Below are 23354 nucleotides of genomic sequence, written 5' to 3'. Positions count from 1 at the left end.
GTGGGGATTACGACGGCGGCAGGCCACCTTTGCAGGTGGCCTGCCGTCTTGTTTGTGCTCGAGTGGAAAGCAATTTACACAGGCTTAACCCGAACGGTCTTGTGAGGCCGCCGGTGCACCGGCGAGACTCGGTAGTACCCCCTGGTGCCCAAGGAAGGATCGTCATGGCCGGAAAATTTGAAGCATTCGTTGACGCTGATTCGTTCTTCCGGTTCCGACTCCTGGCACCGGATGGCTCAGTGGTGGCTGTCTCCGGGCCGTACCAGGACAAGCAGGCCCTCGCGGCCGGGATCGCCGCCGTGCGTGAATGTGCCGGGACCGGCCTGGTCACCGACCTATGCCCCGCCGGAACCCTGCCCCGTCCCGCACCCGCACCCGTTGCGGCTGCTGCCGCTGTTCCCGTAGAGCCGGCCTCCGCCGTCGTGCCCGCATGCGGCGACGAGCGCATGCCCGCCAGGCTGCACTCCTTCGCCCTGGCGAAGGCGCCGCGCCGGCAGGGGACCGCACCGCGGTGGACCAGGGCGGCGGCAACCCGCTGACAGCTGCGGAACCGCCTATTAGAGATTTTTTTGAAAACGCGTAACCCTGTAGGACTCCGCAGCGATTACCCCTATGAAGTGCCGGTCTGGAACCTGTCCCCCATCACGTTCCAGGCCGGCTCTTTTGTCTTTCCCCAAGGACGGCTGCGCACGCGGGACCCGGCAACGGCCCCTCCGCCTGGAGCCGTGGCGGTTCCGGCAGGGGTGGTTACTGGAGGGTAAAGTAAGGGCAGCGTTCCGGATGAACTGGACGCGCGCCTTGCCAATGCCTCTTTGACGGAAAGCACCACGTCAGTGACCGATGCACAGACAGACGAGGCTCCGGACCAGCCAGCTTCCGGGACCGCTGCCTTCAGCCTCGTCTACAAGACATACGCGTCACAGGTACTGGGCTATCTCACGGCCCGGGGAGTCGAGGATCCGGAGGCCGCCATGCAGGAAGTGTTCCTTTCAGTCCTGCCCCGGCTCGGTACCGTGCACGGAGGTGACGCCGGGCTGCGGACCTTCATTTTCTCTGTTGCCCACGCACGGATGGTGGATGACCATCGCCGCCAAAGCCGAAGCCCGGTCAAGCTGCCGTTCGAGCCCGAGCTCGACCAGCGCCAAGACAGCTCGGCGGAACATGTTGCCCTGCAGCGCCTCTCGCCCCGGGAAGTCCTTCGACTGCTGGACGGGCTGCCCCAGGACCAGCGCGAAGTGATGTCGCTTCGCCTGGTGGCAGGCCTGACCGTGGAACAGACAGCGGAGACCATTGATAAGAGCGCCGGTGCCGTAAAGCAGCTCCAGCGGCGCGCATTGCTGAAACTTCGGGACCTTGCGGCAGTGAAGGAGTATTTCACGCCATGACACCAGCTTCGGATAACCTCGTCACCCTCGTTGACGACATGCTCCAGGACGCCGGTTTGGGCCAGGATGCGGAACTTCGCGACGCCCTGCTCGCGCTGGCTGCCCTGGCGTCGCTGCCCGCGCCGGCGCCTACCGGGGAGCTTGCCGCGCTGCTTGCGGCAGGTGGTCCGGCAGAAGGCGCTGTTGCCGGGGGACGGACGGGCGAGCGGCCAGGTGAACAGTCCGGCGAAGTACTGACCGATGACCAGCCGGACGATCACCATGCGAACGATGAACTGGCGCGTCGCCGCCGTCGGCACCGTCCCACCGCGCTTGGCCTGGTCCTGGTGGCCGGGATGGGGCTGGGCGTTGGCGGAGTAGCCGCCAGTTCCACCGCTCCCGGGAGCAGCGCCATCGAGCACCTGCTGGCGGACTGGGCGCCGTGGAGCCATTCGACCCCTGACGCGTCAGCGGCCGGCTCCGGCCACCGCGCCCCCGGGGTGGCCGCAGACGGCAAACCTGCCGGTATACCGTCAACCGCCGCACCCGGCGGGCTTCCCGATGCGGGAGAACGCGTATTCCGCTCCCTGCAGGATCCTGCAGACCTGCCCAGTGACGCCGCGGCGCCGTTATGCCCGGGCCCCCTTGAGCATGACGCCGGTGCTGGTTCAGGGAAGTGCGCGGCAGGAACCCCCTGGGCTGCTTCGCAGGACAGGGGGACCGGCAGCAGCAAGGACGGCGCTGGACCGGCTGCGCCGGAGGGAACACCGGCAGGCCCCGCTGCGGCCGGAACAGGCAATGGGACAACGACGCCTAATACTCCGGCACGCGGCGTGGATGCAGCCGCCGCGGCACAAAAGGCAGCAGGCTCTGCGGCGACCACGGACCCGGTGCCCGATCAAGGCCAGCCGCAGGGTGCAGTATCCCAAGGTGGAGGGTCCCAGGGCGCAGGGTCCCAAAGTTCTGATACCCAGGGCGCAGGCCAGGGAATCGGCCAGAAGTCCGCCTCGCCGGCGAAATAGCTGGTGCATGACAAAGCGGGCCCGTAAAACGGGCCCGCTTTGTCATTTGGGAGAAACAGTCAGGCAAGGACCTGCCGCTTGGAGGAAACCACTCCGGTGTCGAAACCGGCCAGGTGGAGTCCGCCGTGGAAGCGGGCGTGCTCGATCTTGACGCAGCGATCCATCACCACGTTGAGTCCCGCGGCTTCAGCGCCTGCGGCCACGCCTTCATGCCAGGATCCCAGCTGCAGCCAGAGCGTCTTCGCGCCGGCAGCCACGGCCTCGTCCAGGACGCCGGGAAGGTCATCGTGCTTGCGGAACACGTCCACGATGTCCGGGCTCTCCGGCAGGTCCGTCAGCGCGGCATAGGTGGGCTGGCCCAGGATTTCCTTGACCACAGGGTTGACGAAATACACCTTGTAGCGGGTGGATGACAGCAGGTAGGTGGCCACAAAGTAGCTGGCCCGTGACGGCTTGTCCGAAGCACCAACAATGGCAATGGACTTCGCCTGCCGGAGCAGGGCCAGCCGTTCGGGTGCTGACGGGCCGGACCAGGTGCGTTCTGCGGTGCTCATGCGTTTGCTCCGATCGTGCAGGCGTCTGCAGGTTCTTCAAGGACGGGTTCGGCGCCGGCCGCCACGGTCGATGCCTCGGTGAGCGCCTGGTCCAGGTCCCACAGGATGTCCTCGATGTCCTCAAGGCCCACCGAGATGCGGACCAGGTCCTCCGGAACGCCGGCCGATTCGAGCTGGGCCGGGCTCAGCTGCTGGTGCGTGGTGGAGCCGGGGTGGATCACCAGGGTGCGGGAGTCACCAACGTTGGCAAGGTGCGAGGCCAGCTGCAGCGACTCGATGAACTTTTGGCCGGCAGCCCGCCCGCCCTTCACACCGAAGGAGAAGACCGCTCCGGGGCCCAGGGGCAGGTACGTCCGCGCCCGTTCGAAGTGCGGGTGCGAGGGCAGGCCGGAGTAGTTCACGTAGGCCACCCGGTCATCGTTTTCCAGCCATTCGGCCACGGCCTTCGCGTTCTTCAGGTGCTCGTCGAGCCGCTGCGGCAGGGTTTCCACGCCCTGGAGGAGCTGGAAGGCCGACTGCGGCGAAAGCGCCGGGCCGATGTCGCGCAGCTGCTCGCTGCGGAGCTTGGTGAGGAAGCCGTACTCGCCGAAGTTGCCCCACCAGGAGACGTTGCCGTAGGAGGCCACCGGTTCGGTCATGGTGGGGAACTTGCCGTTGCCCCAGTTGAACCGGCCGCTTTCCACCACCACACCGCCCAGCGTGGTGCCGTGGCCGCCCAGGAATTTGGTTGCGGAGTGGATCACGATGTCGGCGCCGTGCTCGATGGGCCGCACGAGGTACGGGGTGCTCAAGGTGGCATCGACCACCAAGGGGATTCCGGCGTCCTGCGCCACCTTTGCCAGCCCCGCGAGGTCCTGGACTTCCGACGACGGGTTGGCCACCACCTCCACGAAGATCGCCTTCGTGTTCTCCCTGAGCGCCGCGGCGTAGTCAGCGGGGTCGGTGCCGGGGACGAACGTGGTGTCCACGCCGAAGCGGCGCAGTGTCACGTCCAGCTGGGTCACCGTGCCGCCGTAGAGCTGGGAGGCTGCAACGATGTGGTCTCCCGCCTGGGTCAGCGCGGCGAAGGTGATGAACTCGGCCGCCATGCCCGACGACGTCGCAACCGCTCCGATGCCGCCTTCAAGGGAAGCGATGCGCTCCTCGAAGGCCGCGACTGTGGGGTTGCCGATGCGGGAGTAGATGTTGCCGTACTTCTGCAGGGCGAACAGGTTGGCTGCGTCGTTGGTGTCTTTGAAGACAAAGGACGTGGTCTGGTAAATGGGCACGGCACGGGCGCCGTGTTCGGCGTCGGGGGTGCCGCCGGCGTGCAGGGCGCGGGTGCGGAAACCGAAGGTGCGGTCAGCCATCAGACAGCCACCGCCTGAGCAACGGGAGTAGCAGACAGGTCCAGTTCGGTGCCGTTCTTGCGGGCCAGGTCTGCCTCCAGTTCGCGCACGATCGGCAGGATGTCCTGGCCGAACGCCGCCACCTCCTCCTGGAAGTGCAGGTAGCAGGTCAGGAACAGGTTCACGCCGAGCTTCTTGTACTCCACGATGCGTTCGGCGATCTGTTCAGGGGTGCCAATCAGCTGCGTCTTGAAGCCATCGTTGTACTGGATCAGGTCCTCGAAGGTGGAATCTGCCCACATGCCCTTGCCGTCCTTGGTGGAGGCGCCGGCTTCCTGGACAGCGTCCCGGAAACCCTGGACCGCCGGCTTGTGTGCCTTCTCCACAATCTCGCGCAGCGTGTCACGGGCTTCCTTCTCGGAATCCCGGGCGATGACGAAACCGTTGAGGCCGAACCGGGGTGCAGCCAGGGCGCCTTCGCTGCCACGCTTGGTTTCGCCCGCGGCGGCCACCACTCCGGCAATGTTTTCCTTGAAGCCTTCCAGGTCCTTGCCGTTGGAGAAGTACCAGTCAGCGACGCGGCCGGCAGTGGCCTGGGCCGCCGTCGAATTTCCGCCGAAGAAGATTTCCGGGTGGGCGCGGCCCGGGACGGCAACCGGTGCCGGGTTCAGGGTGAAATCGGTGATGTTGTAGTACTTGCCGGACTGGCTGTACCCGGTTTCGGTCCACAGGCCGCGGAGGACCTTGATGAACTCCTCGGTGCGGACGTAGCGTTCGTCGTGCTCCAGCCATTCCAGGCCGAAGTTGGTGAACTCGTTCTTGAGCCAGCCGGAGACGATGTTGACGGCGGCGCGGCCGTTTGAGATGTGGTCGGCGGTGATGATGTATTTGGCCAGCACGCCGGGGTGCCACATGCCCGGGTGGACTGCGGCGATGACCTTCAGCCGCTCCGTGGCCGCCAGGAGGGCAAGGCTGAACGAGGTGGCCTCGTGCTGCTTGTCCGCGCCGTAGGACGCGGCGTAGCGGGTCTGGGTCAGGGCGTACTCGAAGCCTGAGTCCTCGGCGATCCGGGCGAGCTTCTTGTTGTAGTCGAAGTCCCAGCCGGTGCGCTGTTCGATGGTGGACACCACCAGGCCGCCGGAGACATTCGGGACCCAATAGGCGAATTTAAGCGGCTCGGAGAGTCGGGCGACGTTGATGATCTCGGTCATGAGTTTTCCTTTGCTAGGTCCCGCTGGCGCAGGACTTCCTGGATGCCGGCGATCGCCGGTTCGTTCTGGAGTGAGGTGGTATCGCCCAGCGCTGTCCCTTCGAACAGCTGCGTGAGCAGCCGACGCATGATCTTGCCGCTGCGCGTCTTGGGGACATCAGGGACCACGACGACGTCACGCGGCTTGGCGATGGGGCCGATCTCCCTGGCCACGTGGTTGCGGAGTTCGTGGGCAACTTCGCCGGCAGGGCGGGCTTTGGCGCCTGCTTTGAGGACGACGAAGGACACCACCGCGTGGCCGGTTTTCGGGTCCGCGACCGGACACACCCCGGCCTCCACCACGTCCGGGTGGGAGACCAGGGCGGATTCGATTTCGATGGTGGAGAGCAGGTGGCCGGAGACATTCAGGGTGTCGTCCACCCGGCCCAGGATCCAGATATCGCCATCGGCATCGTATTTCGCGCCGTCGCCGGCAAGGAACCAGCCGTGCTCCGCGTACTTGCTCCAGTAGGAGTCGAAGTAGCGGCGCGGGTTGCCCCAGACGGTGCGTGCGATGGCGGGACCGGGGGAGTCAACCACGATGTTCCCCTGGACGCCCGGGGGAACTGTATTGCCGGCGTCGTCCACGATCCTTGTGCCGACCCCGGGCAGCGGCCGGGCCGCGCACCCGGGCTTGAACTCGGTGTCCGTGGGGGCGGGGGAGAGGATGGTGGCGCCGGTCTCGGACTGCCACCACGTGTCCACCACCGGCGCGGTGCCGGCGCCGACGTTCCCGCGCAGCCAGCGCCAGGCCTCCGGGTTGACGGCTTCCCCCACGGTGCCCAGCAGGCGGATGGAGGACAGATCGTAGGTGTCCGGGACGCCGTCCGGGAACCAGCCCATGAGCGAACGGACCAGCGTGGGCGCCGTGTAGTACTGGGTCACGCCGTAGCGCTCGATGATCTCGAAGTGCCGGCCCGGGTGCGGGGTATTGGGAGTGCCCTCGAAAATCACCTGGGTCACGCCGTTGGACAGCGGCCCGTAGATCTCGTAAGTGTGCGCCGTGATCCAGGCGAGGTCAGCGGTGCACCAGTGCACGTCCTGGTCCCGGAGCGCGGGGTCCGGGTTGCTGAACAGGTGTTCGAAGCTCCATGACGCCTGCGCCAGGTAGCCGCCGGAGGTGTGCACCAGGCCCTTGGGCTTGCCGGTGGTGCCGGAGGTGTACATGATGAACAGCGGCGTTTCGGCGTCGAACGCCTCCGGTTCATGGATATCTGCGGCGTTCCCGACGACGTCGTGCCACCACACGTCGCGGCCTTCGGTCATGGGGACGGTCGCCAGATTCGCTGCCGGGGTGGTGCGGTTGACCACGAGGACGTGCTCGATGGCGTTTTCGCCGGACACGGCCGCGTCCGCGTTGTCTTTCACGGGAACGGCCACGCCGCGGCGGAACTGGCCGTCCGTGGTGACCAGCAGCTTGGCGCCGGTGTCCTCCACCCGGAACTTCAAGGCCTCCGCGGAGAAGCCGCCGAACACCAGGGAATGGATGGCGCCGATGCGGGCCACGGCCAGCGTGATGATGATGGTCTCGGGGATGACCGGGAGGTAGATGACTACCCGGTCGCCCTTGCCGATGCCCAGGGCCAGGAGCGCGTTGGCTGCCTTGGATACCTCGCGCTGGAGTTCGGCGTAGGTGATGGTCCGGCGGTCCCCGGGCTCGCCTTCGAAGTGCAGGGCCACTTTGGCGCCGCGGCCGGCAGCGACATGGCGGTCCACGCAGTTGGCGGCCACGTTGAGCTTGCCGCCTTCAAACCAGGTGATCTCCGGCCCCATGCCGGCCTGGGGATCTGCCGGGACCCAGCGGTGCGCAGTGTGCCAGGGGCTGGCCCAGTCCAGGCGCAGCGCCTGCTGCTCCCAGAAGGCGACGTTGTCCGGGTGGACCCCCGCGTTCAGGTTCAACGTTTCAGTGGTGCTCAGGCCCATCGTTTCACCGCCCATTTTTCGGCCAGGCCCAGCAGGGCGTCGGTAATTTTTCCAATGATGGCCAGCATCACGATGGCCAGGAGCAGCCGGTCCGTACGGCCGTTGTTCTGCGAGTCGATCAACAGGAATCCCAGCCCCATGGAGGAGGCGATCAGTTCCGCCGCCACCAGGAACAGCCAGGCCTGGGCAAGCGCAAGGCGGAGGCCGGAAAAGACTGCGGGGACGACGGCGGGCAGCTGCACCGTGGTCAACAGGCGGACCCCCTTCAAACCGAAAGCGCGGGCGGCTTCCACCAGGTTGCGGTCCACGTGGCGCAGCGCCAGGGACACGGTGGTGAAGACCGGGAAGAATGCGCCGATGATGATGAGCGTTACCTTGGAGTCCTCGCCGATCTTCATCCACAGGATCAGCAGCGGCACCCAGGCCAGTGACGGCACCGCACGCAGCGCGCCGATGGTGGGTGCCAGCAGGGCATCTGCGAGCTTGGACAGCCCAACGGTCGCGCCCAGGACCAGGCCCAGGGCCGCGCCCACCAGGAATCCGATGAGGACACGCTGGGTGGAAATGGCAATGTGGGTGCCCAGTTCGCCGCGCTCCACGAGTTCGCCGGCGGCAGCCAGCACCATGGCCGGCGGCGGCAGCTGGACTACGGTGAACAGCCCGCTGGAAGAGGCCACCTGCCAGGCCCCCAGCAGGGCGGCCGGGATGATCAGGCCAAGGGGCAGACGCGCCCAGTTCCTGGAGCGGACTCCGGCGGGAGACCATCCCGTTGCCGGAGCGGGTGCCTGCGCGGCACCCGGCTGGGCGGCGTCTGCCGTGGTTGCGGTGGCGGCTGCAGCACGCCCGTCCGCAACACTGTTGCCGGTGATGGCGGAATTTCCCTGATTGGCCATCAGGAAGCCTTGATGGCTGAGGGGTCAGCCTTCTTCACCAGCGAGTCGTCGAGAAGGGAGCCCACGGCGTCGTCAATCTGCTTCTGCGTCTTGACGTCACCTGTCGCCACGAAGGTGGGCCCGATCTTCTCCAGTACTTTGCGCTGCGCGTCGCCCGGTACGGGGTCGACGTCCAGGTTGCTGCGCTCCAGGACCACGGTCTTGGCCACGGCGGGGTCCAGGCCGGCCACGTCGGCCAGGATCTGGGCGGTCTGGTCCGGATTCTGTGCTGCCCAGGCGCGGGCCTTCTCGTAGGCGTTCACCACGGCCTGCGCCAGAACAGGTTCGTTCTTCAGGAAGGACTCCGTGGCATTGAGGAAGCCGTAGGTGTTGAAGTCCAGGTTGCGGTAAAAGAGCTTGGCGCCCTTCTGCTCAGCCCCTGCCATGATCGGATCCAGCCCGGACCAGGCCTGGACTGAGCCGTTTTCCAAGGCTGTACGGCCGTCCGCGTGCTGCAGGTTCTGGACCGTCACGTCACCGGGCTTCAGCCCCGCCTGCTCCAGTGCCTGCAGCAGGAAGAAGTAGGGATCGGTGCCCTTGGTGGCGGCCACGGACTTGCCCTTGAGGTCGGCCACGGACGTGATGTCCGATCCGGCGGGTGCCACCAGGGCCGCCCACTCGGGCTGGGAGAAGATGTCGATGGTCTTGATTTCCGAACCATTGGCGCGGGCCAGCAGCGCGGCGGAACCGGCGGTGGAACCCACATCGATGGCGCCGGAGCGCAGGGCCTCGTTGGCCTTGTTGGACCCTGCGGACTGGACCCAGTTCACGGTCACGCCCTGGTCCTTGAGGCTTGCCTCGAGCCATCCCTGCTTCTTGATGACCAGGCTCAGCGGGTTGTAGGTAGCGAAGTCGATGTTGAGCGTGCCGCCCTTGCTGCTGCCGGCTGCGGCTGCGCTGCCGGAGGAGCCTTCCCCTGCAACGCATCCGGTGAGTGCCAGGACGGCGGAGGCGGCAAGGGCTGCTGCGCCAAGGACTGAACGGCGGGTGACGGGCAATGCGTGCGGCATGGGTTTCCTTTGACAGCGGGGATAAAACGGTGGGGAACAGGGGCAGGCCAGGTTGTTGCGGCGGTTCCGCGCCAAGTCCGACGGCGGCCCGGCCGGCATCGCCGGTTACGGCCGATGGGGGTGGGACTTCAGCCGGGTCGTCAGTGGGCTTGGTGCCCGTCAACGCCCAGGGTTTCCAGCAGCGAGCCGCGCAGCAGGGCCAGTTCGGCAGAGGCGCGCTCGCGGGGCCGGCTGCCGGGGACCTCGACGGTCCGTACGATGGTTGCGCCCTGGCCGGCGGCATCAGGGCCCAGCACGATGATGCGGTCTGCGAGCTGGAGGGCCTCGTCCACGTCGTGGGTGACCAGCAGGACCGTGGTGGGCTCTGCGCGGTGGATGTCCAGGAGCAGGTCCTGCATCTTGATCCGGGTGAGGGCGTCCAGGGCGCCAAAGGGCTCATCAAGCAGCAGGACGCCGGGGTTCCGGGCCAGTGCCCGTGCCAGTGAGGCACGCTGGGCCATGCCCCCGGACACCTCGCGGGGGCGGTGCTTGGCGAAATTCCCGAGCCCCACGAGTTCCAGGAGCCGGGCCACCTTGGCCTTGCCCTCTTTCGCGCTGGTTCCGGCAGGCAGCCCGATGGCGACGTTGGCCTGCAGGGTGTGCCAGGGAAGCAGCCGGGGTTCCTGGAAGGCGAAGGCGCACCGCGGATCGATGCCGTGCACGGGGGTGTCCTCAATAACCACGGAGCCTGCACTGGGGTAATCCAGGCCGGCGGTGGCACGCAGGAGGGTGGACTTTCCGCAACCGGAGGGGCCCAGGATGGCCAGCACCTCACCGGCTGCCACCTCGAAGGTGAGGTCGCGCAGCACCGTATGGGCGGCGGGGCCGGTGCCGAATGTCCGGCGCAGGCCCCGGAATGACACCGGGAGGGCAGGGGCGTGGGCGGGGCCTGCCCCGGCAGGCAGGGGCGACAAAACTGCGGTCATGGGATCACTCCATCGGTCCTGGCAGTAGCACCCTACGGAAGCAGCCTCCCGGAGTGGTCAGGTCCGGGTACCCGCGGCTGCGGTCCTTGCTATCGCCGGGGCATGTGGGAAGCGTCCAGCGACCAGGGTTGCTGCGGCGTCATCGATCCAGGTCTCTCGGCCGCTCGGGATGGTCAAACACCACTACACCGCAATGAATCTTCGAGAGCAAACTCGCGCGTGGGTCGCGTAATATTCGTTCACAGCGCCCAGGCGCCTGCTCTTATCCGTGGTTTATTCGGCGGCGTCCTGGGTGCGGCGTGAAGCGTAGGCTGATCCCATGGGCACCACGAACGATCCTGCAGTCATAGAACGCCTTATGCGAACCAAGGGGCGTTGGGCCATTGTCGGGCTGACCACCAATGAGTGGCGTGCGGCCTACGATGTGTCGCTGTTTATCCGCGACCGGCTCGGCATGGAAATCATCCCCGTCAACCTGCCCGGCGACGCTGTCCACGGCGAAACCGGGTACCGCACCCTCGGGGAGATTCCGCCGGACAAGCTGCCGATCGACGTCGTGGATTGCTTTGTCAATTCGCAGAAGGTGGGCAGCGTGGTTGACCAGGCCATAGCCGTAGGGGCCAAGGCCGTGTGGCTGCAGCTGGGGGTCATCGACGAGGCAGCGGCGGAACGGGCCAAGGCGGCGGGGCTTGACGTGGTGATGAACGCCTGCCCTGCCCAGCTCGCCTGGAAGTACAACCTCTAGCGCTTCATCAACTCCGGGTAATGCCGCTCGGTGACGTCAGGGTGCGCGCGCATCCGGCCCTTGAGCATGTTCAGGCCGAAGGACGCCAGGAGCGGGTTGGAGGGATCATCCGTGATCCCCCGGGCAGCTGCTTTCAGCTCCGGTGCCAGCGGGACGGGCTCGATGACGGCATCGAGCCGTGGGGACCAGAAGAACGGTACCGAGTAACGGTCGACGCCGGGCGGCGGGGCCTGCACGCGGTGGATGGTAGCGGCAAGGTATCCCTCCGTGGCCACTTCCAGCATCTCGCCGAGGTTCACAACCAGCGCGCCCGGGAGGGGCTCCACGGGCAGCCACTCGCTGGTGCCGGGCGGCAGGACTTCAAGGCCGCCCACGTCGTCCTGCAGCAGGAGGGTCACGAAGCCGTAGTCCGCATGGATGCCCACGCCCTGGTCTCCGGCTTCTTCCACCACGCCGCCCACGTAATGCACCAGCTTGCCCATCCAGGCCGGGGTATCCCGGAACGGTTCGTCAAAGTAGTCCTCCTGCAGCTGGAGGGAAACCGCGATGGCCCGCAGCAGCTCCATCCCTACCTCGGACATTAGCTCCGCCCACTCCATGGCTGCGGGCTTCAGCTCGGGAAATGCTTCATCCGGCCAGAGGTTCGGGCCTTGCAAGAGCCAGTAGGGCTGGTCCGCCGGATAGTCCCTGACCGGTTCACGCTCCGGTGAATAGTCGATCTGCTCGCGGGCGTCCGCCCGGCCCTGCGTCACCTCGGTGCCCATGCGGGTGTAGCCGCGGAAGTGGGGAGACAAGCGGTTGTCCAGCTTCATCCGCTCCTCAAGCGGCAGGTCGAAGAAGCGCCGGAGAATGTCGAGGAGCTGTTCTGCCTGGCCCGGCCGGCCGCCATATCCCGTGATTTGGAAGAACCCCACATCGTGGGTGGCGTGCCGCAACTGCTCGATGAACCCGGGACTGAAAGACCCGTAGGGCTGCCGTGCGGAACTCAAATCCAGAACAGGTATGGCTCCCTGGTCGCGTGACATCCTCGCAGACTAGCACCGCGCAGGCTGGCTTTATAGGCTTCGGGTATGGACCCAAGCGCGCTGCGGGAGATCTGCCTTTCGTTTCCGGGAGCCTATGAGGACTTTCCGTTCGGACCTGAGACCTCGGTCTTCAAGGTCCGCGCCCGCATTGCCGGGGGAGCGCGCCACGAGGCCAAGCTGTTTGCCTTGTCTTCCATGGACGAGCACGATTTTTACGTGAACCTGAAGTGCGAGCCGGCCCTGGCCGTGCAGCTTCGCGCAGTACACCCGGCGATCACCGGAGCCTGGCACATGAACAAGACGCATTGGAACGGTGTGCGCCTCGACGGCTCGCTGCCGGACGGGATGGTCCGGGACATGGTGGAGGACTCATATGACCTGGTGGTGTCAGGCTTGAGCCGTAAGCAACAGGAACAACTGGGGTGGGCACGCCTCGAAAGGGCGGGCGGCAATGACTGACTTTGGACAGGCAGCAGGCAAGCTGGATTACCCGGGAGTGGGAGGCACGGAACAGGGCAGCGCCCCGGAAGGGTACGGCCATGTCCTGGAGGAGGCCCGCCTGGGCACTGGCCTGGACGTCTACCGGCGCGTGGCGGACGGGATCCTTGGCTGGGAACTCCAGCGGCGCGCAGGGCTGCGGGTCCAGGCCGATTCGCCAAGGGTGGTACCCGGGGCGCACGTGGTGAGCGGGTTCGGCGTCGGGCCCTTCCGCCTGCCCGCGCCCTGCCAAGTGGTGTGGGTCCGGGAGCCGGCGGCGGAGGGAGTTCCCCAGTCGGCCGGGTTTGGCTACGGGACACTGCCCGGCCATCCCGCCCGCGGGGAGGAATCCTTTGAGGTGGAGATCAACGGCCACGGGGAGGTGTGGCTGCGGATCCGTGCTTTCAGCAGGCCTGCCAACTGGTTTTACGCCGCCGGCGGTGTGGTCACCCGGGCGGCGCAGCGTTACGTTACTTCCCGGTACATTGAAGGGGCACGCACTCTCGCCGCGGAAGGAACAGCCCAGTGATCTTTATCGTCGTCAAGTTCAAGGTCAAGCCCGAGTGGTCGGAGCGCTGGCCGGGCCTCGTGGCGGATTTCACCCAGGCCACCCGGCAGGAGCCGGGCAACCTTTGGTTCGACTGGTCCCGCAGCCTGGACGATCCCAACGAGTACGTCCTGGTGGAGGCGTTCAAGGACGATGCCGCCGGCGACCACGTCAACAGTGAGCACTTCAAGAAGGCCATGGCGGACATGCCGCAGGCCCTCGCCGAAACGCCCAGGATCATCAGCCGCCAGCTCGAAGGCGAAGGTTGGGACCTGATGGGCGAGCTCACCATCGAGTAGGAAAGTTCAGGGCCATGTGGATCGGCTGGATCGAGTTCGACATCCTCCTGGGCGATGTTCACAGCCTGAAGGAGAAACGCTCTCTTGTCAGGCCCCTCCTCGCTGAACTCAAACGCCGCTTCGAGATCTCGGTCGCCGAGGTGGGGGACCACAGCCAGTACCGGCGTACGCAGCTTGGCGCCGGCCTGGTGGCAGCGGACCGCGCGCACCTTGTGGAGGTGCTCGCCGCCGTCGAACGCTTCGTGGCAGGCCGGCCCGAGATTGAACTGCTCAGCGTCCGCCAGCGGGAGCTGCACAGCGAGGACTGACTAGGGGTGTGGATAACTTCTGCGGTGATCGCCGCGTTCTGGTCTGATGGGGCAATGAAGACCGCACGCCCGCTGCCGGAGGAGCTCCGCGGCCGCCCCTTCACTGTTGCTGACGCGTCGCTTGCTGGGGTGTCCCCACGGCGCTGGCGGCACGGTTCCCTGGAGCGCCACGGCAGAGGTATCCGGAGGGAAAGTACGACGGCGGAGCTCCCCTTGAGCGTGAGGGTCCGGCCGTTCATTGAAGTCACTGAATGGTGCGCCGCGTCGCATCTCACGGCAGCGGAGCTCCATGCGTTGCCGCAGCGCCGGCAGCAAGAGCCCCTTGAGGTTTACCATCTGATTCGTCCCGAAGGGGCAGCGCATCTCGCCCGTCCGCACGTCATCGTCCATCGGATGAAGCTCTTCGAGGACGAAGTCACAACATTGGAAGGTATTCCAGTGACCACCCCGGAGCGCACCTGGCTGGATATGGCCGAGTTTCTAACTGTGGATGAAATCGTGGCCATGGGGGACAGCTGCGTCCGGCTGCCGCGGCCGGAGCTCGAGGGCCGGGACACACCGCTGTGCACTATCGCCGACCTTCAAAGGATGATCAACCGGCACAAAGGCAAACGGGGGCCCGCAAGGCCAAAGAGTCGATTGAGCTCATCAGGGTTGGAGCCGACTCGCCCCAGGAAACCCGGCTTCGGCTGGAATTGGTAAGGGCTGGTATGCCCGAGCCGGAGCTGAACATGCCGATCCTCGATGAGAACGGCATCAGGTATCACGAGCCGGACCTGAGCTACCGCAAGTACCGGATCGGAATCGAATACGAGGGCGAACACCACGGCGAAGAGGGGCAGATCGTGCGGGACATCAACCGGTCAGAGCGCTACGCCGCGCTGGGCTGGACCGAAGTCCGGATCTCAAAGCGACACATGCTCAACGACGCCAAGCCCGCCGTCGTAAAAATCAGGACAGCTTTGATTGCGGCCGGCTGGCGGCGTAGCGGTTAAACGACTGCTCCGTACTTGTCGTTCTGAGGGGTCAAAACGACAAGTACGGAGCAGTCGATGGTGCGCGCACGCCGCCAGGGTCCGTGGCCGAGCTTGCGAGGCGAGGGTGGCGGTAGGGATCAGCCGAAGTACTTCGGCAGGGTTTCCTCATGGGCTTCGCGGAGCGCGTCCAGGGACAGGCTCTCCACGCCGTTGATGTCCAAGGTTCCGCTGGCCGCGTCCACCACGCCGATGCGGCTGTGGGCGAAGCCGCGGGCGGTGCACATGTCCGTGAAGCGGACTTCTTCGGAACGCGGGACGCCCGCAACGGCACGTCCCTGGGACTCGGAGAAGAGCGCAGTGAACAGGTCCACGCCGTCCCGGTCCATGATGTCCTGCAGCGCGATCCGGGCACCCACGCCGTAGCGCAGCGAGGACTCCACCAGGGCAGCTGCCAGGCCGCCTTCGGAGAGGTCGTGCGCGGAGTCGATCATGCCGTCGCGCGAGGCGTTGATCAGGATCTCACCCAGGGCGCGTTCGGCCTCGAGGTCCACCTTGGGCGGCTGGCCGCCCAGGTGCCCGCGCATGTTGGCCCATTCGGAACCGTCCAGCTCGGCACCTGTGGTGCCCAGCAGGTAGATGGCCTGGCCGTCCTCGCGCCAGCCCGACGGCGTCCGGCGGGCAACGTCGTCGAGCTTGCCCAGGACTGCCACCACGGGGGAGGGGTGGATGGGCGTGGTGCCCGTCTGGTTGTACAGCGAGACGTTGCCACCGGTGACGGGGATACCCAGCACCATGCAGGCGTCCGACAGGCCGCGAATGGCCTCCGCCAGCTGCCACATGACGTCCGGATCCTCCGGGGAGCCGAAGTTCAGGCAGTCGCTGACGGCCATGGGGATGGCGCCTGCGGTGGCCACGTTGCGGTAGGCCTCGGCCAGCGCCAGCTGCGCGCCGTGGTACGGGTCCAGGTAGGTGTAGCGGCCGTTGGCGTCGGTGGCCAGCGCTACGCCGAGGCCGGTTTCCTCGTCCACTCGGACCACGCCGGCGTCATCCGGGAACGCCATGGAGGTGTTGCCGCCCACGTACCGGTCGTACTGGTTGGTGATCCACGACTTGGAGCACATGTTCGGCGACGCCACGAGTTCGGTCACAGCTTTGGCCAGCTCAGCCGGAGCGGCCGGGCGCCCGGCATCCTGCACGGAGCCGGTGAAGGTGTCTGCCTGCACTGCGTCCTGCCACTCGGGACGGGCGAACGGGCGGTCATATACCGGGCCGTCGTGCGCCACGGTGCGGGGATCGACGTCGACAATCACCTCGCCTTCCCAGGTGATGATGAGACGGCCGGTGTCAGTCACCTCGCCCAGCCACGAGTACTCCACGGCCCACTTGTCCATGACGGCCTCGAACGCTTCCACGTTCTCCGGAGTGACAACGGCCATCATGCGTTCCTGCGACTCGGACATCAGGATCTCGCCCGGGGTCAGCGTCGGGTCGCGCAGGAGTACAGACGTCAGCTCAACCTGCATGCCGCCGTCGCCATTGGAGGCCAGCTCCGACGTGGCGCAGGAGATACCGGCTGCGCCCAGGTCCTGGATGCCCTCCACCAGGGAGCCCTTGAACAGCTCCAGGCAGCACTCGATCAGGACCTTCTCGGCGAACGGGTCGCCCACCTGCACGGCGGGGCGCTTGGAGGGCTTGGTGTCGTCGAAGGACTCGGAGGCCAGCACGGAGGCGCCGCCAATGCCGTCGCCGCCGGTGCGCGCACCGAACAGGACCACCTTGTTGCCCTTGCCGGAGGCGTTGGCCAGCCGGATGTCCTCGTGCCGCATGACGCCGACAGCCAGCGCGTTGACCAGCGGGTTGCCCTGGTACACGGAGTCGAAGACCATTTCGCCGCCGATGTTGGGCAGGCCCAGCGAGTTGCCGTAACCGCCGATGCCGGCCACGGCGCCGTGCATGACGCGGGCGGTGTCCGGGTGGTCGATGGCGCCGAACCGCAGCGGGTCCATCACGGCCACGGGGCGGGCGCCCATGGAGATGATGTCGCGGACAATGCCGCCGATGCCGGTCGCGGCACCCTGGTAGGGCTCAACGAACGACGGCGAGTTGTGCGACTCGATCTTGAAGGTCACGGCCCAGCCGTCCCCCAGGTTGGTCACGCCGGCATTTTCGCCGATGCCCACCAGCATGTCCTTCTTCATTTCCTCGGTGACCTTCTGCCCGAACTGGCGCAGGTGGTTCTTGGAGGACTTGTAGGAGCAATGCTCGCTCCACATGACGGAGTACATGGCCAGCTCGGCGCCGGTGGGGCGGCGGCCCAGGACCTTGACGATCTCGTCGAACTCGTTCCGCTTCAGGCCGAGCTCGGCCCAAGGCAGTTCGGTGTCCGGGGTCTTCGCGGCGTGCTCGACGGTGTCGATGTTGAACTTCTTGGTGGTCTCGGTGGTCACTTGTCGCCTCCCACAATCTTGTTCAGTACGGAGGTGAAGAATCCCAGTCCGTCGGTGTCGGAGCCGCCGATGCCGTCCAGCGACTCGGGGCCGAATCCGGGCTCCACGGCGTGCTCGGGGTGCGGCATGAGGCCCACCACGTTGCCGGCTGCATTGGAGATGCCGGCGATGTCGCGGCGGGAACCGTTCGGGTTGAAGCCCACGTAGCGGAAGACGACCCGGCCCTCGGACTCAAGGGCGTCCAGGGTCTTTTCGTCCGCGATGTACTGGCCGTCCTGGTTCTTCAGTGGGATGGTGATCTCCTGGCCCGCTTCGTAGTCCAGCGTCCACGCGGTGTTGCTGTTCTCGACGCGCAGCACCTGGTCGCGGCACAGGAACTTCAGGTGGTCGTTCTTGATCATCGAACCGGGCAGCAGGTGCGACTCGGTGAGGATCTGGAACCCGTTGCAGATGCCGAGGACGGGCAGCCTGGCGTCGGAGTTCGCGGCGTCGATGATCCTGGCCATCAGGGGGGCGAAGCGGGCAATGGCGCCGGCACGGAGGTAATCGCCGTAGGAGAAACCGCCGGGAATGACGACGGCGTCCACGTCACCGAGTTCCGTGTCGCCGTGCCAGAGTTCGACGGCGGTGGCACCGGCCAGGCGGACGGCGCGGGCTGCGTCCCGGTCATCCAGGGTGCCGGGGAAGGTGACGACGCCGATCCGGGCGCCGGCGAGGCGCGGCTCCGCCGCGACGGCGACTGCCTCGCCGATCAGGGGAAGTTCAGTCATCTCAGGCCTCGACGACCTCGACGTTGACGACGTCCTCGATCACCGGGTTGGACAGGAGGGTTTCGGCGGCATCGCGCGCCTGGGCCAGGATGTCCTCCGTCACCTCGCCGTCAACCGTCAGTTCGAAACGCTTGCCCTGGCGGACAGAGCTGAAGCTGGTGAAGCCCAGCCGGGGGAGAGCGCCGACGATCGCCTTCCCCTGCGGGTCCAGAATCTCGGGCTTGGGCATGACGTCAACAACGATCCGGGGCATCCGGTAACTCCTGTGCGTGAGCTTGGGTAAGGGCGCAGCGGAGTGGTGCCGTCTCACGCCGTACCGGGGTGTTGGGGACAGGTGGTCACCTGCGTTGGTTCACCATGAGGTCGGGCGCTCCGCGAGCTTGCCTTACCATTCTACCGGCCCGGGCGCATCCCTTTGCATCCGGCGGATCTGTGGAGCGGACCGGGGCGGAACAACCTGGCCCAGGGGCAGCATGCGGTGTGGCTCTGGAGTTGCCGGAGCGCCTTCACTAGGATTGCGGGATGGCTGAGAATTCGAAGTCCGTGCTGTTGCCGGTGGTAGCCGCCGCGGTGTTCGCCGGCCTGGGCAGAATGGTGTTCCAGAAGGTGAAGGCGGACCGGTTGGCCCGGGAGACGCGGGTAGCGGGCCCTGTGGATGAGAAAACCAGGCAATGGATCAGCGACGTGGTGCGCACTCCCCGCCGGTAGCGCGGACCGCCTGCCTCCACCCTTGCCAGGGCGTCTTCCGGGGCGCCCTTTTTCGATGCCTTTTTCCGAGGCCCCGTGCTCCCGTTGAGAGCGGTGTGACAAGCGAAAAATTCTCAAATGTGCCCTATGTCATATCGCGCTCTCAGTCTGTACTCTGTGAACAGTCTGGTCTCAGCAAATTACAAAACCTGTAATTCCCTCTGCAGTTCCAGTCGTCCGGGCTGCCCACCAACGCTGGGCGGTACATCGTGAAAGGGTTGCACGTGAAATCAACTGGAAAGAGCCCCTCGCGGGCCGGGGGACTCCGGAAAGCGGCCGCGCTGGCTGTCGGGTTGCCCCTTCTCCTTAGCTCCCTGGCAATAGGTCCCGCTTCCGCGGCACCCGGGGGCCAGGGCGCGGAGAATGCCTCCTCCAGCGCAAAGGACAGTCAGTTCAAGGACGGCCGGTACATCGTGGTACTTGCCGGTCCGGCTGCCGCGGCATACGAAGGGGGAGCGGCCGGGCTGGGCGCCACCAAGCCGCAGCAGGGCAGGAAGCTCGACGCCGGGAGCCCCAACTACCAGGCCTACGACGCCCACCTGCGCAAGCAGCAGCGTGACGTTGCAGCGGCCCAGGGTGTCAGCCCGGCCAAGCAATACACTGCAGCCCTTAACGGGTTCGCGGCGGAGCTGACCGCGGCTCAGGCCTCGGCATTGTCCAAGGACACCCGAGTCCTGGTGGTAGCCCCCGACGTCGAGAACAAGCCCGACTACACCACCACCGACTTCCTCAAGCTCACCGGCCCTGAAGGCGCCTGGGCCAAGCAGTTCGGCGGCGAAGCCAATGCCGGCAAGGGCGTGGTGGTGGGTGTCATCGACTCCGGCTACGCACCGGATAACCCCTTCCTGCAAGGCGAACCGGTGAAGCCGCTTCAGGGCGCCCCGCAGGTTGGCGTCCCCTACCGCACGGGCGACGGCAGGATCTCCATGCTCAAGGCGGACGGCACCACCTTCCAGGGCGAATGCCAAAAGGGTGAGGGAACCGGGGCGGCCTATGACGGCTCGCTCTGCAATTCCAAGGTCATCGGCGCCCGCTACTTCGCCGATACCTTCCTTGAGTACGTTGCACCGGGAAAGCGGGCGCCGGAAGAGCAGATTTCCCCGGTGGACGTCGGCAGCCATGGCACCCACACCGCCACCACGGCAGCCGGCAACGCCAATGTCGAGCAGGTGATCGACGGGACCAGCTTCGGAAGGAGCTCGGGTGTGGCCCCGGCGGCCAAGGTCTCGGTGTACAAAGTCTGCTGGGAGGACACCAACCCGGACACCGGCGGCTGCTACTCGTCAGCATCGGTTGAGGCCGTGGATGCAGCCGTCAAGGACGGCGTGGATGTCCTGAATTACTCCATCTCGGGCAACAACGACAGCACGACCGATCCCGTGGCGCTGGCGTTCCTGAACGCTGCAGCAGCCGGCGTCTTCGTTTCTGCGTCGGCTGGAAACTCCGGTCCTGCAGCCTCCACCGTCAACCATGCTTCACCGTGGCTGACCACCGTGGCTGCTTCCACCTTCCCCAGCGACCTGCTGGGAACGGTCAAGGTATCTGACGGATCGCTGTACCGCGGCGCCTCCATCATGAAGTCGGAAGTGGCGGACAAGCCGGTTGTCCTGGCTGCCGCCGCTGCCGCCCCGGGTGCTGCAAACCCCAACCTTTGCGGCCCGGGAACCCTTGACGCCACCAAGGTGGCCGGCAAAGTTGTGGTCTGCGACCGCGGCGTGGTTGACCGGACCGCCAAGAGCCAGGAAGTCCTGGACAAGGGCGGCGTGGGCATGATCCTGGTGAACCTCACCAGCAGCTCCGAGGACGCAGACAACCACGTTATCCCCACCATCCACGTCAACGCTCCCAAGAGCCTGGAACTGAAGTCCAAGCTGGAAGCCAATCCCGCGTTCACGGTCAGCCTGGTCAAGGGCGACCTGACCGGCCTGCCTCCGGCCGCATCGCCCCAGATCGCCGGCTTCTCTTCCCGCGGACCCACCCTCGCATCCGGCGGCGACCTGCTCAAGCCGGACATCTCCGCCCCGGGCGTGAACGTCCTGGCCGGTGTCTCCACGATCGGCAACGACGGCGACCAGTTCGGATTCATGTCCGGCACCTCCATGGCCGCACCGCACATTGCCGGTTTCGGTGCCCTGGTGCTGGGCAAGCAGCCGAAGTGGACCCCCGCCATGGTGAAGTCCGCCATGATGACCACCGCCTATCCGTTGGTCAACGCCGACGGGTCACCCAACACCGACCCGTTCCAGGGCGGCGCCGGCCACATCGATTCGACCCGCGTCCTCGACGCGGGCCTGGTCTATGACTCCGGCATCCAGGACTGGCTTGGCTTCCTGAACGGTCAAGGTGTTGAGACCGGGGCCCCGCAGGCCGGCACCATTGCCGCCCGCGACCTCAACCTGCCCTCCATCGCGCTGGGCAGCCTGGTGGGGGGAAGTCCAGGTCAAGCGCAAGCTGACCGCCCTGGTGGCGGGCATGTACCGCCCCGAGGTGAACATGCCGGGCTTCAACGTCAACGTCGAACCCAAGACGCTGAACTTCGCCAAAGCCAACCAGACCCGTGAAGTCACCGTAACCATCCGGAACGTCAGCGCGCCGGTGGGCAAGTTCAGCACGGGCAGCCTCACCTGGAAGGGCCCCCGGACGGTGACGTCACCGATCGCCGTCCGCCCCGTTGACGCCCAGATCGCGCCGTCATTCTCCTTCAGCTCGGCCGCGGGCACCGGCAGCGGTTCCATGGAACTCGTCTCCGGTTCGGACAGCCCCATCGCTGTGGGCGTGGAGGGCCTGGCGCCGCTGAGCCAGACCGCCATCACCAAGACCCCGGGCGAGTACGCGCCCACGAATGACGCTCACAACGCCCTGGTCCAGGTCAAGGTGCCTGCCGGTGCCTCGTTTGCCCGGCTGGGCATCCAGGCACAGTCGAACGACGTCGACTGGGACATGGTGGTCTACGCACCGAACGCCGCGGGCGGGCTGACCGCCACCCAGGTGGCCACGGCATCGGCCAGCGAATTCCTGGACCTGGAATCACCGCGGCCCGGCACCTACTACGTGGTGGCCAACCTGTACGCCACACCGGACAACGGGCCCGCCACTGCTTCGGTCCAGGCCGTGACCTTCGCCGGTGACGCCGGCAACCTCACGGTGGACCCGAACCCCATCGTGGCGCCGAACGGAACCGCCACCTCGGCCACCCTTAGCTGGACGGGGCTCTCCGAGGGGTCATACCTCTCACGGCTGAGCCTTGGCAGCAACGGCATCAAGACCTGGGTAAACGTGCAGGTGGGACAGGGCTCTGCTCCCGCCCCGGCAGGCGCTCCCCAGCTTGACCTGGCCCAGGCGGTACCCGCAACCTGACCAGGAAGGCATGGGGGGAGGTCCCGGGCGGTCAACATTGCCGCCCGGGACCTTTTTCCGTGCCTGCAGCGGAGGGCTCAGGAGCAGAAGGCTAAGCAGCCGTCCCGCCCAGTAAGGGGCCCATGGCCTTCCAGCGCGCGATCTCGCACCCGTCGGTGCGTGTGAAGGTCGAGTGGACAGGGCGCCCATGGAACGTTCCGGTGACCACGGCAACCTGCGGCCCGCCGTACTGCTGGGTGCACAGCTTGGGAGGTCCGGGCCTGGGAAAGAAGATGTCTTCACCAAACCGTTCCACGGCAGCCAAGGCGGCCGCGGGTTGGGGCAACGTTGTCGCGGCGGCCGGGGCGTTGTCCATGGCCACCAGCCGGAAAACATGCTCCGGAGCCTCGGGCGCGTCCCGGATGCTGATGGTCAGGTCGATCACCTTGTTGCTCCCTCTGGCATGGCCGCGAGCTCGGCGGCGAGCCGTTCCCGCAGGACCCCGGCTTCCGCGGCGAATGCGCGCTGGTGCTCAACATAGGCGGCCTTGCCATGGGGTGTCTCGATGGGAATGGCGGGATAGCCCCAGTCAGCCAGGTCGTACGGGGAGGCCTGCATATCCATGGCCCTGATCCGCCAGGACAGTTCAAAGCAGTCCATCACCAGCTCGCTGGACAGCGCCGGCAGCAGCTTGTACGCCCACTTGTAAAGGTCCATGTTGGCGTGCAGGCAACCCGGCTGCTCCATGTGGCGCTGCGATTCCCGGCTGGGGGAATGCTCGTTGAGCGGGATGGCGTCCGGTGTGTAGAACCGGAACGCGTCGAAGTGGGTGCAGCGGATCCTGTTGTCCTCCACCACCTTGTCGGTCCCGGCCGCTCCCAGCCGCAGCTGCAGGTATTCATGGCGGAGGTCGAACTTGTCCTGGCGGTAGACCATGGCCCACTCGTGCAGGCCGAAGCAGCCGAACTGTGCCGGCCTGGCCGCCGTCCCACGGAGGATGATGCCGGCAAAGGCAACCGCATCCCTGCGGTCGGCCAGGAAGGCGCGCCGGTCGAAGGTGACCGCGGTGCTTCCCGCAGCCAGCCCCAGGAAGGCAAGCTCGCCGTCGTCGAGCGTCCGGTAATGCTTCCACCCCAGCCGTGCGGCGGCCTGGCCGCCGGTAAGGACCGCTCCGGAACCCGGGTGCCAGCGCTTCAGCCGGCCGGGCTTTTGCGTGTAATAGGTGAAGAGAAAATCCTCCACCGGGTGTTTCTGCCCAGCCGACCTGCGGGCAAGGTAGGGATCGGCATAACGGCTGACGCGCTGCATATGGGCTTCTTCCCGCATCCG

The 23354-nt window shown here is 66.5% G+C and carries 24 protein-coding genes and 1 pseudogene; 12 read left to right on the top strand and 13 right to left on the bottom strand.

The window, feature by feature from the left end; genetic code table 11:
- Positions 1 to 164: 164 nt before the first annotated feature.
- The 3 genes from QFZ57_RS02135 to QFZ57_RS02125 all read left to right on the top strand — a co-directional run bounded on the left by QFZ57_RS02135 (position 165) and on the right by QFZ57_RS02125 (position 2386).
- The gene (locus tag QFZ57_RS02135) at positions 165 to 539 is read left to right on the top strand and encodes a YegP family protein (RefSeq protein ID WP_306628831.1); all 375 of its coding nucleotides are present in this window, start codon (positions 165 to 167) and stop codon (positions 537 to 539) included.
- Positions 540 to 833: 294 nt separating this feature from the next.
- On the top strand, positions 834 to 1385 hold the full coding sequence (locus QFZ57_RS02130) for an RNA polymerase sigma factor (protein ID WP_306897601.1): 552 nt from the start codon (positions 834 to 836) through the stop codon (positions 1383 to 1385).
- The gene (locus tag QFZ57_RS02125) at positions 1382 to 2386 is read left to right on the top strand and encodes a hypothetical protein (protein WP_306897600.1); all 1005 of its coding nucleotides are present in this window, start codon (positions 1382 to 1384) and stop codon (positions 2384 to 2386) included. The genes QFZ57_RS02130 and QFZ57_RS02125 overlap by 4 nt, the downstream gene beginning before the upstream one ends.
- A gap of 59 nt (positions 2387 to 2445) precedes the next feature.
- Here the strand turns inward: QFZ57_RS02125 and QFZ57_RS02120 are convergent, their stop codons facing one another.
- From QFZ57_RS02120 to QFZ57_RS02090, 7 genes are all read right to left on the bottom strand, one after another.
- The gene (locus tag QFZ57_RS02120; protein ID WP_306897599.1) at positions 2446 to 2940 is read right to left on the bottom strand and encodes a CoA-binding protein; all 495 of its coding nucleotides are present in this window, start codon (positions 2938 to 2940) and stop codon (positions 2446 to 2448) included.
- Positions 2937 to 4289, bottom strand: a complete 1353-nt coding sequence (locus tag QFZ57_RS02115; RefSeq protein ID WP_306897597.1) for an O-acetylhomoserine aminocarboxypropyltransferase/cysteine synthase family protein — start codon at positions 4287 to 4289, stop codon at positions 2937 to 2939. The genes QFZ57_RS02120 and QFZ57_RS02115 overlap by 4 nt, the downstream gene beginning before the upstream one ends.
- Positions 4289 to 5479 carry a dimethylsulfone monooxygenase SfnG gene (gene sfnG / locus QFZ57_RS02110; protein ID WP_306897594.1) on the bottom strand — a complete coding sequence of 397 codons (1191 nt, stop codon included), beginning with the start codon at positions 5477 to 5479 and terminating at the stop codon, positions 4289 to 4291. Before sfnG ends, QFZ57_RS02115 begins: the two co-directional genes overlap by 1 nt.
- Positions 5476 to 7440, bottom strand: a complete 1965-nt coding sequence (gene acs / locus QFZ57_RS02105; RefSeq protein ID WP_306901502.1) for an acetate--CoA ligase — start codon at positions 7438 to 7440, stop codon at positions 5476 to 5478. The genes sfnG and acs overlap by 4 nt, the downstream gene beginning before the upstream one ends.
- Positions 7431 to 8333, bottom strand: a complete 903-nt coding sequence (locus QFZ57_RS02100; RefSeq protein WP_306897592.1) for an ABC transporter permease — start codon at positions 8331 to 8333, stop codon at positions 7431 to 7433. Before QFZ57_RS02100 ends, acs begins: the two co-directional genes overlap by 10 nt.
- Positions 8333 to 9382 (bottom strand): aliphatic sulfonate ABC transporter substrate-binding protein, encoded by a 1050-nt coding sequence (locus QFZ57_RS02095; RefSeq protein WP_306628824.1) that lies wholly within the window; start codon positions 9380 to 9382, stop codon positions 8333 to 8335. The genes QFZ57_RS02100 and QFZ57_RS02095 overlap by 1 nt, the downstream gene beginning before the upstream one ends.
- 140 nt (positions 9383 to 9522) lie before the next feature.
- Positions 9523 to 10347, bottom strand: a complete 825-nt coding sequence (locus tag QFZ57_RS02090) for an ABC transporter ATP-binding protein (RefSeq protein WP_306628823.1) — start codon at positions 10345 to 10347, stop codon at positions 9523 to 9525.
- A 319-nt stretch (positions 10348 to 10666) separates the two neighbouring features.
- On the opposite strand from QFZ57_RS02090, the gene QFZ57_RS02085 reads away from it, so the two are divergent.
- Positions 10667 to 11092 (top strand): CoA-binding protein, encoded by a 426-nt coding sequence (locus tag QFZ57_RS02085; RefSeq protein WP_306897588.1) that lies wholly within the window; start codon positions 10667 to 10669, stop codon positions 11090 to 11092.
- Here QFZ57_RS02085 and QFZ57_RS02080 read toward each other — a convergent pair.
- The gene (locus tag QFZ57_RS02080; RefSeq protein ID WP_306897587.1) at positions 11089 to 12117 is read right to left on the bottom strand and encodes an isopenicillin N synthase family dioxygenase; all 1029 of its coding nucleotides are present in this window, start codon (positions 12115 to 12117) and stop codon (positions 11089 to 11091) included. The two genes, QFZ57_RS02085 and QFZ57_RS02080, sit on opposite strands and share 4 nt — an antisense overlap.
- 45 nt (positions 12118 to 12162) lie before the next feature.
- Here QFZ57_RS02080 and QFZ57_RS02075 point away from each other — a divergent pair, with 45 nt between their 5' ends.
- From QFZ57_RS02075 to QFZ57_RS02050, 6 genes are all read left to right on the top strand, one after another.
- Complete coding sequence (locus QFZ57_RS02075) at positions 12163 to 12576, top strand: MmcQ/YjbR family DNA-binding protein (RefSeq protein ID WP_306897585.1); 414 nt, start codon at positions 12163 to 12165, stop codon at positions 12574 to 12576.
- On the top strand, positions 12569 to 13123 hold the full coding sequence (locus tag QFZ57_RS02070) for a DUF1990 family protein (protein WP_306897583.1): 555 nt from the start codon (positions 12569 to 12571) through the stop codon (positions 13121 to 13123). The genes QFZ57_RS02075 and QFZ57_RS02070 overlap by 8 nt, the downstream gene beginning before the upstream one ends.
- Complete coding sequence (locus tag QFZ57_RS02065) at positions 13120 to 13440, top strand: putative quinol monooxygenase (protein WP_306897581.1); 321 nt, start codon at positions 13120 to 13122, stop codon at positions 13438 to 13440. Before QFZ57_RS02070 ends, QFZ57_RS02065 begins: the two co-directional genes overlap by 4 nt.
- Positions 13441 to 13454: 14 nt before the next feature.
- On the top strand, positions 13455 to 13748 hold the full coding sequence (locus QFZ57_RS02060; RefSeq protein WP_306628817.1) for a DUF503 domain-containing protein: 294 nt from the start codon (positions 13455 to 13457) through the stop codon (positions 13746 to 13748).
- Between the two features lie 213 nt (positions 13749 to 13961).
- The gene (locus QFZ57_RS02055; RefSeq protein ID WP_306897579.1) at positions 13962 to 14450 is read left to right on the top strand and encodes a hypothetical protein; all 489 of its coding nucleotides are present in this window, start codon (positions 13962 to 13964) and stop codon (positions 14448 to 14450) included.
- A gap of 8 nt (positions 14451 to 14458) precedes the next feature.
- The gene (locus tag QFZ57_RS02050) at positions 14459 to 14743 is read left to right on the top strand and encodes a hypothetical protein (RefSeq protein WP_306897577.1); all 285 of its coding nucleotides are present in this window, start codon (positions 14459 to 14461) and stop codon (positions 14741 to 14743) included.
- A gap of 119 nt (positions 14744 to 14862) precedes the next feature.
- Here the strand turns inward: QFZ57_RS02050 and purL are convergent, their stop codons facing one another.
- The 3 genes from purL to purS are packed head-to-tail and all read right to left on the bottom strand — an operon-like array spanning position 14863 to position 18195.
- Positions 14863 to 17172, bottom strand: coding sequence for a phosphoribosylformylglycinamidine synthase subunit PurL (gene purL / locus QFZ57_RS02045; protein WP_306897575.1), 2310 nt, complete (start codon positions 17170 to 17172; stop codon positions 14863 to 14865).
- Positions 17169 to 17942 (bottom strand): phosphoribosylformylglycinamidine synthase subunit PurQ, encoded by a 774-nt coding sequence (gene purQ, locus QFZ57_RS02040; RefSeq protein ID WP_306628814.1) that lies wholly within the window; start codon positions 17940 to 17942, stop codon positions 17169 to 17171. The genes purL and purQ overlap by 4 nt, the downstream gene beginning before the upstream one ends.
- A gap of 1 nt (position 17943) precedes the next feature.
- Positions 17944 to 18195 carry a phosphoribosylformylglycinamidine synthase subunit PurS gene (gene purS / locus QFZ57_RS02035; RefSeq protein WP_003798434.1) on the bottom strand — a complete coding sequence of 84 codons (252 nt, stop codon included), beginning with the start codon at positions 18193 to 18195 and terminating at the stop codon, positions 17944 to 17946.
- 269 nt (positions 18196 to 18464) lie between these two features.
- On the opposite strand from purS, the gene QFZ57_RS02030 reads away from it, so the two are divergent.
- Complete coding sequence (locus QFZ57_RS02030) at positions 18465 to 18650, top strand: hypothetical protein (RefSeq protein ID WP_306628813.1); 186 nt, start codon at positions 18465 to 18467, stop codon at positions 18648 to 18650.
- A 263-nt stretch (positions 18651 to 18913) separates the two neighbouring features.
- Positions 18914 to 22046: pseudogene (locus QFZ57_RS02025) on the top strand (S8 family serine peptidase).
- 91 nt (positions 22047 to 22137) lie between these two features.
- Here QFZ57_RS02025 and QFZ57_RS02015 read toward each other — a convergent pair.
- Both QFZ57_RS02015 and QFZ57_RS02010 read right to left on the bottom strand, forming a co-directional pair.
- Positions 22138 to 22470, bottom strand: coding sequence for a serine protease inhibitor (locus QFZ57_RS02015; protein ID WP_306897562.1), 333 nt, complete (start codon positions 22468 to 22470; stop codon positions 22138 to 22140).
- Positions 22467 to 23351, bottom strand: a complete 885-nt coding sequence (locus QFZ57_RS02010; RefSeq protein ID WP_373461167.1) for a 3-methyladenine DNA glycosylase — start codon at positions 23349 to 23351, stop codon at positions 22467 to 22469. The genes QFZ57_RS02015 and QFZ57_RS02010 overlap by 4 nt, the downstream gene beginning before the upstream one ends.
- Positions 23352 to 23354: the final 3 nt, after the last annotated feature.

It is taken from the genome of Arthrobacter sp. B1I2, assembly GCF_030816485.1.
In the GTDB taxonomy this organism is placed as follows: domain Bacteria; phylum Actinomycetota; class Actinomycetes; order Actinomycetales; family Micrococcaceae; genus Arthrobacter.
The sequence above is the reverse complement of the archived record's forward strand: the minus strand, read 5'-3'. Positions and strand labels throughout refer to the sequence as shown.